Origin of the sequence: Cytobacillus sp. FSL W7-1323, assembly GCF_038595015.1 — a bacterium.
GTDB lineage: Bacteria > Bacillota > Bacilli > Bacillales > Cytobacillaceae > Cytobacillus > Cytobacillus kochii.
Genome location: NZ_CP151998.1, coordinates 4,027,042 through 4,041,034, shown reverse-complemented (window position 1 = coordinate 4,041,034; position 13,993 = coordinate 4,027,042). Strand labels below are relative to the sequence as shown.

Below are 13,993 nucleotides of genomic sequence, written 5' to 3'. Positions count from 1 at the left end.
GATAAAATATTTTCTCGGGGAGAGTAATTCATTGTTAAAAGAAAATTAAAGGCACGGAAAGGAAAAACGCATGCGTTCTGTAGTGACAGTTTTAAAAGAACAAATAAAAAGTTTTTATTTAGTTAGACGCCTTTCTGTTTATGAAATGAAAAGTGCGAACAGAAACAACTATTTAGGGATTCTATGGGAAATTATCAACCCTATGATTCAAATTGCGATTTATTGGTTTGTGTTTGGCTATGGGATATTTAAAGCAGTTGGTAGACCTGATGTACAAATGGGTGATGGAGGAGCTATTCCTTATTTTTCATGGATGTTATCAGGCATAGTCGTTTGGTTCTTTATTAATCAATCGATCACAATGGGCTCGAAATCGGTTTATTCGAGAATTAAGATGGTATCCAAAATGAGTTTCCCAATGAGTGTCATACCTACCTATGTGATTTTTGCAAAGCTTTATCAACATTTAATGTTACTAGTTATTGTACTCATTATGTTCCAATTTATGGGTTATCCAATTTCTGTATATTATATACAATTACCATATATGATGTTAGCGACCTTAATATTCTTGGTTGCGCTATCACTAATCACCTCTACTATTTCAACAATCGTACGTGATTTTCAAATGGCTATTCAATCAGTAGTGAGGATTCTCATCTATGTATCACCATTTTTATGGCCACCATATGAACTTGAGCCTGAGATTGTGCCAACATTAATGCAGCTGAACCCGATTTATTACTTAGCAGAAGGATATCGTGCGACAATCTTAGGTCTAAATTGGTATCCATTTGTGAATTGGGAATATAGCCTTTATTTCTGGGGAATTACTATACTATTATTTGTCGTTGGTTCGATTTTACATGTGAAATTTAGAGATCGCTTCGTAGACTTTCTATAAGATGGATGTGAATTATGGAACATTCAGTTGTTTTAAACAATATTACAAAAAAATATAAAATGTATGATGGTAATAAGGAAAAGTTATTAGATATTTTATTACCGAAAAGTTATGGTGAAGATTTTTACGCGTTGCAAAATGTTAGTTTTACAGCTGAAAAAGGTGACGTTGTTGGATTTATTGGAGTGAATGGTTCTGGTAAATCTACGCTGTCCAATATCCTTGCCGGCATTATCCCACCTACTACAGGGGAGGTAACCATCAATGGGAAGACGGCATTAATTGCTGTCAATTCAGGTTTGAATAATCAATTGACTGGGCGCGAAAATATCGAATTAAAATGTCTGATGCTCGGTTTTAGTAAAGCGCAGATTAAAGAGTTAGAGCCGGAAATTATTGATTTTGCTGATATAGGTAAATTTATTGATCAACCGGTCAAAAGCTATTCCAGTGGGATGAAATCACGTTTAGGCTTTGCTATTTCTGTAAATATTGATCCGGATATATTAGTGATTGATGAAGCACTTTCAGTAGGTGATCAGACATTTGCCGATAAATGCTTAGATAAGATGAATGAGTTTAAAGCAAAAGGAAAAACAATTTTCTTTATTAGTCACTCGATTGGTCAAATGAATCGTTTCTGTGAGAAAGCACTTTGGCTGGAGTATGGTGAAGTGAGAGAGTTTGGTCCGATTAAAGAAGTCATGCCAAAATATCAGGCTTTCTTAAAGGAATATAAAGCGATGAATGCTTCCGAGAAGCGTGCCTTTAAAGAAAAGGCAATGAAGAAGCAAGCAGGACTTGTAACAAATTAAATAAATGTTTATGAAGTGTGAGGCTAAATTGATTTTTAGCCTTTTTTTCTTTGCAAAATTTGGTATAGTAAAAAGGACTAATTTAATAAATAATGGGGAAAAAGATATGGCCATTGAATCAGTTCATTTTGAAAATGTAACGAAGCGTTTTAAAATGTATCAAAACAATAAAGAAAAACTATTAGATATATTCGTACCTAAAGGATACGGTGAAGATTTCTACGGATTGCAACATATCAACTTCACTGCTTACCAAGGTGATGTCATTGGTGTGATTGGTATTAATGGTGCTGGAAAATCTACACTGTCCAATCTTATTACAGGAGTAGTACCTCCTACCACTGGTAATATAACGATTAATGGTAGTGCATCGCTTATTGCTATTGCATCAGGGCTTAACAATCAATTAACAGGTCGAGAGAATATTGAATTAAAATGTCTCATGTTAGGGTTTAATAAGAGAGAAATTAAGCAGCTGATGCCTGAGATTATTGACTTTGCTGATATTGGTAAGTTTATCGACCAACCAGTTAAAAACTATTCTAGTGGTATGAAGTCACGATTAGGCTTTGCCATTTCTGTAAATATTGATCCTGATATTATTGTCATTGATGAAGCCCTCTCGGTTGGTGACCAAACCTTTACTGATAAATGTTTAGATAAGATGAATGAATTTAAACAAAAAGGTAAAACCATCTTCTTTATTAGTCATAGTATTGCACAGGTAAAGAAGTTCTGTGATAAAGCATTATGGCTAGAGGCGGGAGAAGTGAGAGATTACGGGACTATCGATGAAATTATTCCAAAGTATGAAAAGTTCCTAAAGGATTTTAAATCACTAACCAAAGAGGAACAGAAGAAATTTAGACAGGATATTTTAGATAGGCGTAGTCAGTTGAATAATTATACTGACAACATTGAACCCGATAATGCTAACATTGGTTCTAGTGATATTCAGCGAAGTTCAAGAGTAAAAAAACGTACAAAACCTAGTCGTAAAAAATGGAAATTTGTTTTAGGATTAAGTGCACTCTTAATATTATTATCCGTTAGCACGCTAGTTTTAATAAATAATTATCACTCAGCGACTCCGACTGTGAAGAACAACCAAACTGAATCATCTGCAGGATCAGAAGAACCCAAAGTTATAGAAGAAGGTTTAAAGGATGAATCATTAGATATTAGGTATATAACTGTCTCAAGTGCTAATATAAGACAAGAGCCAACAATGGAAAGTGAAGCAATAGACTTTGCTATTTTTGGTTTTCCATATGAAGTATTAGAAGAAGAAGACGGATGGGCTAAAATCCAACTAAATGATAATGAGGAAGGCTGGGTTAGTACAACGGTTTTGGCAAGATTAAATAATACAGTTGTTGACCAAGAGATTGAGAACAAATTAAATGGCATTGTCGGTCCTGATATCCCTCTAGAAACTGTTATGAATACTTTAGGGAAAGGGCAAGTGATGGAGGAACCTCTTGAACATACAGAATTTATTTACAAAGATGAAGTAATCAATGGTGTGATTATTGATATGAATGGTCCATCTACAGATACCTTATTTAATCAATTAGGAGAACCAGATATGGAGTTAGAAGAGACGAAATCTTTCTTATATCATGGAGAAGAATTTGATTACTTATTTCAAGGAGTAGAAGATGGAACAATAAGCTCACTTCAGTTGATTAAAAGAAGTTAAAAAAAGGTCTTATTCTTAACCGAATAGGTTGATAGAATAAGACCTTTTTTTCTTATATATCTAAGTGTGATTTCAATTCTTCTTGTACTTTTAATTGCTCTTCATTCGAAACGATTAAATACCAAATATCATTGATACGCTGACCATTTCCGGATATGGTTAGTTGGTCAATTTTTCCGACTGCATTTTTATAATTTTTTTGGATATCACGCATTTCGTTGAAAGACAAGTTCGTTCTAACATTTTTTCCTAACGCATCTAAGATGTCATCATAGTTTGTGAGTGTGTTAATGCTCATCCCTTTTTTAATGACTCCTTGAATCACTTGACGCTGACGGTCTTGACGACCGAAGTCACCGTTTGGATCTTCTTTTCTCATCCTGACATAGGATAATGCTTCGTCGCCATTTAAGGTGTTTGTCCCTTCTGTAAAGGAAGAATTCCCTTGTGCAAATGCGAGGGAACTGTTAACTGTAATGCCTCCAACCGCATCAACAATATCTTTAAATCCTTCCATATTTACCTTAATATAATAATCAATTGGGATATCAAGGAAGTTTTCCACCGTGGCCATTGCCATTTCCTCATTGCCGAATGCATAAGCATGATTAATCTTATCATCAATGCCCTTACCGACAATTTCTGTACGTGTATCTCTTGGGATGCTTAACATTTTCATTGATTGGTCATTTGGATTAACAGTGATAACAATGATTGTATCTGAACGCCCTTTGTCTCCGCTTCTTTCATCTACTCCGAGCATTAAAACAGAAAATGGCTCTTTCTCAGTCAGTGTAAGCTCCTGCTCTCTTTTCTCTGTTTTATACTTGATTGGTTGATGCATCGTTTCTACAGCCCCTGAAACAGAACGATAGACCATTAACCCATAGATGCCAACTGCAATGACTATTAACAGAACAATAGAACCAGTTATTTTTAACCATAACGGCTTCTTTTTCTTAGGTTGGCTACGCATTTCTTTTCCTCCATATAAATGTTAATTTAATCGATATATGTTATAGAATACCAAATTATTAGTTCGGTGGATATAAAATAAATGTAAAATAGACAGTATTAGACAAAAGTTCTTCTCATTCGTAAAGTGAATGTAAAAAAAATAATAAATACTGTCATATTTTAATATGTTAATATGAATGGTGGGGTATGTAGAATTTAGCACTACTGGAAAATTAGTTATAAAGTATCATAACTTTAGAAGAGGAGGAGAAAATGACTAAACTAAAGAAACATATTTCCATGTTTCTTATTGCTTTATTAGTATTCGGTTTAACTTCGAATATAGGATATGCGAATGAGATAAATAATAAAAGTGTTGAACAAGAACCAATTACATATGTTGTAAATGAAGAACAACAAGTTGCTGTATATCTTGAAGATTCACAAGAAAGCGAGATTTTATTTCATTTAATTAAAGATTCAGTATTTGATATCGTAGAATTAGGGGACGAGTACTCTTATATTCAAACAAAGGACGAAGAAGATAATGAAGTACTTGGTTACGTCCTTAATGAAGAAATTGATCAATATGCGATTGTTCAAGATAAACCTGATGAAGAAGAGCTAAGTGATGAGAAACAGGAAGAAACGATTGAGACCCCTTTGACAGAAGAACCGCAAGAGAATGCTCCTAATGAGGAAGAGGCGGTAAGTGAGGAGAATACTTCTATCGACTCAACAGAAGGACAAGATAATCTTACTGAAGAGGATGAACTCACTGAAGAAGAAAGTCAAAAAGATGAATTAAAAGAAGAAGAACAACAAGCGGTACCAGATGAACAGGAAGTAAGTGATGAGCAACCTGTAAAATCAAGAATGCTTATGAGTAAAGCTTTAGTTACTGTACAAGGTGTCGCACTTAAAAACCCCACAAATGTTTACACAGAATCCAGTCGAAATTCTACAGTGTTAAAGAGCTACTCTCAAGGTAAAATTCTTAAATTTGAAAAGTCAAATAATCAATGGTTACAAGCAACTGTTTATGTAAATGGTAAGGCAGTAGCTGGTTACATCAATAGTGATGATGTTGACTTACTTGTTGAAAAGCAAGAGAGTTCGAGAGGAATCGTTTATAACGAGAATCTACATGTTTATGCTACACCGTCTAAAAACTCGAATGTCTTAAAGAGTTATAAGGAAGGGCATACGGTTGTGTACCAAACATATTCTGCTCAATGGAATGAAGCGAGAGTTTATGTAAATGGTAAATGGCAATATGGCTTCATTCATGAAGATGATGTGATTCCAGAAAACACACCACAATCTACGTTAAATGGTGTGGTGAAAAATGAAAAACTCAATGTGTATAGCGGATTATCAAAATCATCTAATGTGTTGAAAAGCTATAATGAAGGTACAAGTGTAAAATACAGAACACATACTGAGAATTGGTATGAAGCGACTGTCTATGTGAATGGAAAAGCGACTACGGGTTATATTCATAAAAGTGATGTAATCAATAGTGATGCGAAGCAAGAGACACTCAGTGGCATTGCTAAAAAACGTGTCAATGTATATAGCAGTACTTCAACAAGCTCAAGTATCCTAAAAAGCTATAATGAAGGTAGTACCCTTAAATATAAAACCTTCACGAAGAATTGGTATGAAGCAACTGTCTATGTAAATGGAAAAGCAACAACAGGCTATATTCAAAAAAGCGCAACTATTGACGAGGATGCAGCTAGAACTGATTATAGAGGAGTGGCTTTGGCCTCGCCAACAAAGGTATATGCAGACGAATCAACTTCAGCTAATGTGCTGAAAAGCTATGGCTCTGGGTCCATCCTTAAGTATCGTTCGTATACTGACAACTGGTACGAAGCAACTGTTTATGTAAATGGAAAAGCAACAACAGGTTATATCAATAAAAAAGATGTTGAAAATAGTAAAAACCCACAACAAACATTAACAGGTACAGCACAATCAAAAGTGACAGTTTATACAAAGGCCTCTAATACGTCTAGTGTCTTGAAAACTTATAGTAAAGGTTCCAAAATTAAATATAAAACCTTTACATCGAATTGGTATGAAGTGACTGTGATTGTAAATGGAAAAGCTCATACTGGTTATATTAAAACGAATACGATGGAAAAAGGATTACAAGGAAAAGTTATTGTGCTTGATCCTGGACATGGTGGTCATGACCCAGGGGCAATGGGCATAGAAAAAGACTTGAATCTTAACACCGCTAATTATCTGCGTTCTTATTTAAATGCCGCAGGAGCTGAGGTAATCATGACTCGGTCTACTGATGTATATTTAACATTAGCTGAACGTGTAGAAATTAGCCATCAATATAGTGCAGATGCTTTCATTAGCATTCACTATAATTCAAATCCAGACCCTAGTCCTAATGGAATTGAAACCTATTATTTACCTTCTAATGAGAATGAACGAGAGCTAGCCCAATTGATTCAAGATGGCGTTGTCGCTGAAACAGGGTTACGAGATCGTGGGGTTAAAAATAATGGGAACTTCCATGTCATTCGTGAGAATCAAAATGTGGCAGTCTTAGTAGAGTTAGGATTTCTTTCAAACCCTGAAGAATATGATGTTGTTACGAAAGCAGCTTATCAGAAAAAAGCAGCTAAAGGAATTTATAACGGTTTGAATCAATACTTTAATTAAAATAAGTATAAAGGAAGAGCGTAACTATTGGTTACGCTCTACTTTTTTATGTTCAGAATGTAAGTCTGCTTGTAAATATTTCACGAATCGATAACTCGCTTTACCGTCATTATTAGTATTCCACTCATGATTAAATGTATTTATTAAATGGTAATCAAAACTTTGCTGACGAATGACTTCAATTAGCTCATTAGTGGAAGAAACAACGGGACCGGGTACAAGTTCTTTATATTCGGTCCAAAACCCTCTACTTTCTTTATAATGATTTAAATCATATGGATAAAAAATCATAGGTTTATTCAGTAATGAAAATTCAAATGGAATAGAAGAATAATCTGTTACTAAAATATCTGTTATGAAAAGTAATTCATTGGTGTTAGCAAAGTGAGAGAAATCATAAACAAAATCTTTCATACTGTCATCGATAGTTACTGTATTTCTGATTGCTGGATGAAGCTTTAAAAGTATGAGGTAATCGGAATCTCTTAGATCTTGATACAATAGTTCTAAGTCAATTTTGAGCTCATAAGTCTCTAAGTTCTCATCCCTAAATGTAGGGGCATATAGTATTAATTTCTTGGTACGCAGTTCAGGATATTGTTGCAGTAATCGCTCTTTTTTCTTATAAATACTTTCTTCGTGAAAAAACACATCTGTTCTTGGTATCCCAATAGGTAGGAAGTGATTTTCGTTTAGGTTAAACGCTTCTTTAAAAATTTCCTTCATTTTATCCGATCCAACAATGACTTGGTGGAACTGTTTATATACTTTTTGAAAACGTATTAATGCTTGTTTACTTCTTTTTTTATTTGAAGGATCCTTCAATCCGAAACGTTTAATCGCTCCATTCGCATGCCAAAGTTGGTAACACTTCACCTCTGTTTTAAATCGAATATTTGCTAAAAAACCATAGTAATTATCGACTAAAACAATTTTTGTCGTTGCCAGATGAAACAAGCCTTCTAAAAAGGCGATGGGTGATGATGGGGTGAATTGTAAAATTTGATCATCATCTTGTTTAATAGCATTGAATTCAGATGTTAATGAACTTTTCGTCAATAAAAAAATAGTGCGACAAGATTGCTCTTGTCGCTTCCATTCTTTATATATATTTATGCTATTCTCAGAAAAAGAAACTACATGAACAACTTTATCCTTACTTGGAAAAAGAATATTAAAAAATTTAAAGACCATTCCAAAAAAGAATAAGTAGATATTTATAGCTATTTCTCTAGCCATTTTGTACTTCGAAAAGATCGTTTTTAATTTTAGATGTAGAAATACCTACTGTTCGAGGCAAGTATACTACTTCACAATATTCTTCCAAAAAATCAAATTTTCCTTCCCAATCATCGCCCATAACAAAAACATCAATATCGTTATTAATTACATCTTGAACTTTTTGATCCCAGTTATCTTCAGCAATGACCTTATCTACATAACGAATAGATTCTAGAATCATTTTTCTGTTTTCAAAACTGTGGTAAGCTTCTTTACCTTTAATTTTGTTAAATTCGTCAGAAGAAATAGCAACTGTTAAATGATCTCCAAGGTCCTTTGCTCTTTTTAATAGATTAATATGGCCCCAGTGCAATAAATCAAAAGTGCCATATGTTAATACCTTTTTCATACGAAAAACCTCCTAGAATAGGTTTAGTAAAATTTATAATTTCGTTGGTAAATGTCGTTTTTTGTAAAAATCAATAGTTCAATTTTAAAACAAATTGATAGTCTTATCAAGTTAGAAAGTTGGTTATTATGGCTAATTCCTCCAACAATTCACCTTATGTAAGTATTATATATCAATTTAAGTCATAAAGCTAAAATTCAAGGTTATTTTTATCATAATGTAAGAAATGTTATTTGTACGTAATTAGTTTTTTAAATACATTGTTTAAAAAAGGTTACAATAGATAGTACATATATCGTATGATTAAAGGTTTTATTGACAACGTTATTAAATTTGTGATAATTGTAGAGAGGTTTAAAGTGAACGTTTAAAACAAGAAAATAACATAAAATTCAATTTGGAAATATAAGGTGGAGAATAACAATCATGGCTTTTAAACGTCTAAAAAAAGTATTCTTTTCTAAGAAAGGAAAAAATAATGGATTTAAAAAGAAATTAAATATTATTCAAGATAGTATGATGAATATTACGATAACCGGTGAATTATTGAATGGTTATACTGTGAAAGAAGTTTGGGTGAAGTCTAGGGAGAGGGATTTTAGTTGCAAATTAGCAGAAATGAAAGCAACCAACATATTCTCATTTGAATTTAACTTATTTCAATATAAAGAATCACTAACAGAAGGAATATATGATTTTTTCTTTCTAATAAGGGTTCCGAGAGAGCAATTAAGTGAAAAACGCTTTGAAAAAATAAGTAAACATGAGTTTGAAGAAATCGTCGAAGGTAATCAACAATTTATAGAATATTTGAGCCCAATAGGTAAATATCTAGAAACCATTTGTACTGGGCTACAAAAGGTAGAAGACACAGATTCCTCCATGCAATTATATATCAATAAATCAAAAATATTATCAATGGCAGTAGACAGTGAAATATCTATAAAGCCTATTGTGAAATTGACTAAAATTGAATCTAATAGTGATGTATTTAGCTTAGAAGGTACTTTAAACACTAAGTATATGGAAGTGAAAAGTGCTTCATTGTTACTTTCTGGAAGAGAGTCTGGAAATAAAATAAATATACCAGTCGATATAAAAATAAACAATGAAAAATCCTATAATTCAAGTGGGAGACATTTATACGATTTTTATGCTTCCATTGAATTTAATAATTATAAGGGTATGGATTTAGTTGTAGAAGATATATTTGATTTCTTTTTTGAAATCGATTTTGGAAATAAAATTGAAGCTAAAACTGTTAGGTTAGGGCGTCCAAATAGAAAAGTTAAGAGATATTCTAAAGAAGTTAATTTTAAAGAGGGTAACAATGTTCTAGTGTTGACCCCATATTTTACCATCAAGCATTTTAATTTATCTTTGCAAGTAAATAAGTTTAAGGAAGATATCTTTGGTTATTTGAATAATGTGGTAAATTTTGCATGGTTATTAAGACCTTTCTATAAAAGAAAGGATATTTGGATTGTTGGTGAACGTCCATATAAAGCTCAGGATACAGGATATCGTTTTTTTAAATATATGAGAGAAAACCATCCAAATAAGAATGTATATTATGTTATAGAAGAGGATTCTCCTGAGAGAAGGAATGTAGAATCATTAGGGAACATTCTAATATATGGATCTAAAAAACATATATTGTATACTCTTATGGCATCAAAAATATTGGGTTCTCATCATGCAGATTATTTATTCCCAATGAGAACTGAAAAGTTTAAGAAATTGGTTAAAGCTAAAAAAGTATTTCTCCAACATGGTGTTATAGGAACTAAAAACACAAAACATTTCTATGGAGTAAATTCTCCAAGTTTTGATACAGACATGTTTATCGTTAGTTCAGATTATGAAAAAAATATAATTGTACAAGACTTTGGTTATTCACCAGATACTGTAGCAGTTACTGGTCTTTCTAGATTTGATAGCTTATTTGATAATAAAACTAAAGTAAAAAGGCAGTTATTAATTATACCTACGTGGCGAGAGTGGATTGTTAATGACGAAGTTTTTTTCGAAAGTGAGTATTTCGCTAGATATAAACAACTTGTTAATCATCCAAAGCTCCATGAACTATCAAAAAAATATAATTTTGATATAGTTTTATGTCTACACCCCAATATGCAAAGATTTTCATCGTTTTTTAACGATAGCCCTATTAAGATAGTTACACAAGGGGAAGTTGATGTCCAAGATCTTTTAAAAGAAAGTTCCTTGATGATAACCGATTATTCAAGTGTTGCATTTGATTTTAGCTTTTTAGAAAAACCAATTATTTACTATCAATTCGATAGAAATAGGTTTATTGGTAAGAGGCCATCACATCTTGATTTAGATAATGATTTACCTGGAGATATTTTATATGATCATGAGGAAATTTTAAAAACGTTAGAACTGTATGCTGAAAAGGATTTTAAAACTAAACCAGAAAATATTATAAGAGCAAAAAAATTCTTGAAATACAAAGATGAAAAATCTTGTGAAAGAATTTATAAAGCAACTGAAAAGTTGAAGCATAAAAGAAAGTCTGTAAAGGAAATATTATATGGAAGTGAATATATTAGAGCCATATATAAAAGGTTTAGAAAAGGAAGTTTATATTTCCCGATTGTAAAAGTTTTATATAAAATAATGAAGCTTGTCTTACCAATCGATGAAAAGTTAATAATTTTTGAAAGTGGTTTAGGGAAGCAATATGCTGATAGTCCAAGGTATATCTATGAAGAGTTAGTCAAGAGAGATAAAAAATATAAAACTGTATGGATATACAATAAGAACAAACGTTTCATGGACCCTTCTACAATAAAGGTTAAAAGGTTAAGTATTAGGTATTATTATTACTTAGCTCGAGCTAAGTATTGGATTAATAATCAAAACTTCCCGACATATATTAAGAAAAGAACTGATACTATTTATATTCAAACATGGCACGGCACACCTTTGAAGCGAATGTTATTTGATATAGAGACAATTCAAGGTAGGGATGATACTTATCTAGAAAGAGTTCATAGTGCCACGAAGAATTGGGATTATCTAATTTCACCTAGTCAATATGCGACAAATGCATTTAGAAGCGCATTTAAGTATGAAGGAGAGGTATTAGAAATAGGATACCCTAGAAATGACATTTTTTATAAGGATAGTAATGAGAAGAAAATTGCTACTATTAAGAGACAACTAAATATCCCTAACGATAAGAAAATTATTTTATACGCTCCAACATTTAGGGATAATGTAACACAAGGTACGAATAAATTTATGTTTGAACTAAATATGGATTTGAATAGAATGAAGCAAGAATTAGGAGATGAGTACATTCTTTTAGTTAGGATGCACGTCGTCATTAGTAATAAACTAACAATACCTAGTGAACTAAGAGAGTTTGTATACAATGTATCGAACTATCCAGAAATTCAGGAGCTATATTTGATCAGTGATATATTAATGACAGATTACTCCTCAGTTATGTTTGATTATGCTAATACAGGAAAACCACTTTTGTTTTTCACATATGATTTTGAAGAATATAAGAATGACGTTCGAGGGTTTTATATGGATTTTGAAAAAGAAGCACCTGGTCCTTTTCTGTATAATACTGAGGATATTGTCCAGTCAGTTAAAGAAATTCAAAATGTACATCTAAAGTACAGTAATAAATATCAACAGTTTAAAGATAAGTACTGTTCTTTAGAAGATGGGAATGCTTCAAATAAAATAGTCAACCAATTTTTTAGTGAATAAATTGTATTGACGAGTACTAAGGTGATGGAGAGTGCTTTCGAAAATAAAAAAGTTAGGTATAATTAAGAAGGTATACCGATTAATATTTAAAGTCCTTGGTATGTTACCAGCAAGGAAAAATGTAATCGTTTTTGAAAGTTTTTTGGGAAAACAATATAGTTGTAATCCTAGAGCTATATACGAGTATTTAAAGATAAATAGTACGGGTTATGATATGTATTGGAGTATTGACCCTAGGTATGAAGAAGCATTTAAAGGCAAGGATTTACAAACTATTAATAGATTTTCGATTTCATGGTTATTAATTATGGCAAGAGCAAAATACTGGGTTTTTAACAGCCGGACTCCATTATGGATTCCGAAACCCAAGAATACAATTTATCTGCAAACATGGCACGGTACGCCATTGAAAAAGTTGGCAGCAGATATGAATGAAGTTCATATGCCTGGGACAACGACAGAAAAATATAAGAGAAACTTTTTAGAGGAATCTTCTAGGTGGGATTATTTAATTTCACCTAATCAGTATTCTACAGAAATCTTTTGTAGAGCCTTCAATTTTAATAAGCAAATTATTGAATCTGGTTACCCGAGAAACGATATTTTAAACTTGGGTAACGAAGAAGATACAATAAAACGAATTAAATTAAAATTAAACATACCACTGAATAAAAAGGTAATCTTATATGCTCCCACTTGGAGAGACAACGAATACCATCAAGTAGGGATGTATAGATTCAATTTAAAGTTAGATTTACAAAGCTTGAAAGAATCCTTAGGTGATGAATATGTTATTCTATTAAGAATGCATTATTTGATTGCTGAAAATATAGATATAACTTCTTACAAACCATTCGTATATGATGTATCAACTTATGAAGATATAAGGGAATTATATTTAATCTCTGATTTGTTGATTACTGATTATTCATCTGTGTTCTTTGACTATGCCAATCTAAGAAGACCTATGTTATTTTATGTTTATGATATAGAGAGTTATCGTGATCAATTAAGAGGTTTTTACTTTGATTTTGAGAAGTATGCGCCTGGACCATTAGTGAAAGAAACAGAACAATTAATCGAAGAAATTAAATTATTAGAGAAGAATAATTTTAAGCTTCCACTATATTTTGATGAATTTTATAACAGGTTTTGTTCTCTTGAAGAAGGAAAATCAAGCAAGAAAGTTGTAGAAACAGTCTTTGGAAAAGTGGAAAATGTTTAATATAAAGTTAAGCGTACAAAAGCATCTTAAAAGTGCCTTTTGTACGTTTTTTTTGTTGCTTGTGTAGGAATAAATACGCGTCAAAAGAACTGCAATCTATAAAAAATTGTAAAAATATAAGACAAATTGTCGATATTAAAAGTAATGCTGGTTACTAGTCAATGGCTTTGGTAAAGTGAATTTTGTGAGTTTAGGAGGTGTAGAGTTTTATTTAGTATTAGGTGGGCGTGTAGAGGAAATCTCTTATGATAGCTACCGGTTTTTTGAAAAATTAAATATTTGCTTCAAGTGTAAATCTGATAGTTATGTAAGGACCGCT

Annotated in this window: 7 protein-coding genes and 2 pseudogenes; 6 read left to right on the top strand and 3 right to left on the bottom strand. The window is 32.1% G+C overall.

What is annotated here, in order from left to right:
• The first annotated feature begins 70 nt into the window (after positions 1–70).
• The 3 genes and pseudogenes from MKX67_RS20515 (at position 71) to tagH (MKX67_RS20505) (ending at position 3,421) form a co-directional block, all read left to right on the top strand.
• Entirely contained in the window at positions 71–904 is an 834-nt protein-coding gene (locus MKX67_RS20515) for an ABC transporter permease (protein WP_307315892.1), read from the top strand.
• A 14-nt stretch (positions 905–918) separates the two neighbouring features.
• A pseudogene (gene tagH / locus MKX67_RS20510) lies at positions 919–1,704 on the top strand (teichoic acids export ABC transporter ATP-binding subunit TagH); the annotation flags it as partial.
• 121 nt (positions 1,705–1,825) lie between these two features.
• Complete coding sequence (gene tagH, locus MKX67_RS20505; RefSeq protein ID WP_322909721.1) at positions 1,826–3,421, top strand: teichoic acids export ABC transporter ATP-binding subunit TagH; 1,596 nt, start codon at positions 1,826–1,828, stop codon at positions 3,419–3,421.
• Positions 3,422–3,473: 52 nt separating this feature from the next.
• On the opposite strand, the gene MKX67_RS20500 is transcribed toward tagH (MKX67_RS20505), so the two are convergent.
• Positions 3,474–4,397, bottom strand: a complete 924-nt coding sequence (locus tag MKX67_RS20500) for a LytR family transcriptional regulator (protein WP_322909720.1) — start codon at positions 4,395–4,397, stop codon at positions 3,474–3,476.
• 254 nt (positions 4,398–4,651) lie between these two features.
• On the opposite strand from MKX67_RS20500, the gene MKX67_RS20495 reads away from it, so the two are divergent.
• Complete coding sequence (locus tag MKX67_RS20495; protein ID WP_322909719.1) at positions 4,652–7,066, top strand: N-acetylmuramoyl-L-alanine amidase; 2,415 nt, start codon at positions 4,652–4,654, stop codon at positions 7,064–7,066.
• A 24-nt stretch (positions 7,067–7,090) separates the two neighbouring features.
• Here MKX67_RS20495 and MKX67_RS20490 read toward each other — a convergent pair whose 3' ends face one another.
• Complete coding sequence (locus tag MKX67_RS20490; protein WP_322909718.1) at positions 7,091–8,305, bottom strand: CDP-glycerol glycerophosphotransferase family protein; 1,215 nt, start codon at positions 8,303–8,305, stop codon at positions 7,091–7,093.
• Positions 8,298–8,696 carry a glycerol-3-phosphate cytidylyltransferase gene (gene tagD / locus MKX67_RS20485; protein ID WP_307315881.1) on the bottom strand — a complete coding sequence of 133 codons (399 nt, stop codon included), beginning with the start codon at positions 8,694–8,696 and terminating at the stop codon, positions 8,298–8,300. The genes MKX67_RS20490 and tagD overlap by 8 nt, the downstream gene beginning before the upstream one ends.
• A 426-nt stretch (positions 8,697–9,122) precedes the next feature.
• Between tagD and MKX67_RS20480 the strand changes: the two genes are divergently transcribed.
• Together MKX67_RS20480 and MKX67_RS20475 are read left to right on the top strand one after the other, a co-directional pair.
• A complete protein-coding gene (locus MKX67_RS20480) occupies positions 9,123–12,449 on the top strand; it encodes a CDP-glycerol glycerophosphotransferase family protein (RefSeq protein WP_322909717.1) in 3,327 nt (1,108 codons plus the stop codon).
• Between the two features lie 28 nt (positions 12,450–12,477).
• Positions 12,478–13,674 (top strand): annotated as a pseudogene (locus tag MKX67_RS20475) (CDP-glycerol glycerophosphotransferase family protein); the annotation flags it as partial.
• Positions 13,675–13,993: the final 319 nt, after the last annotated feature.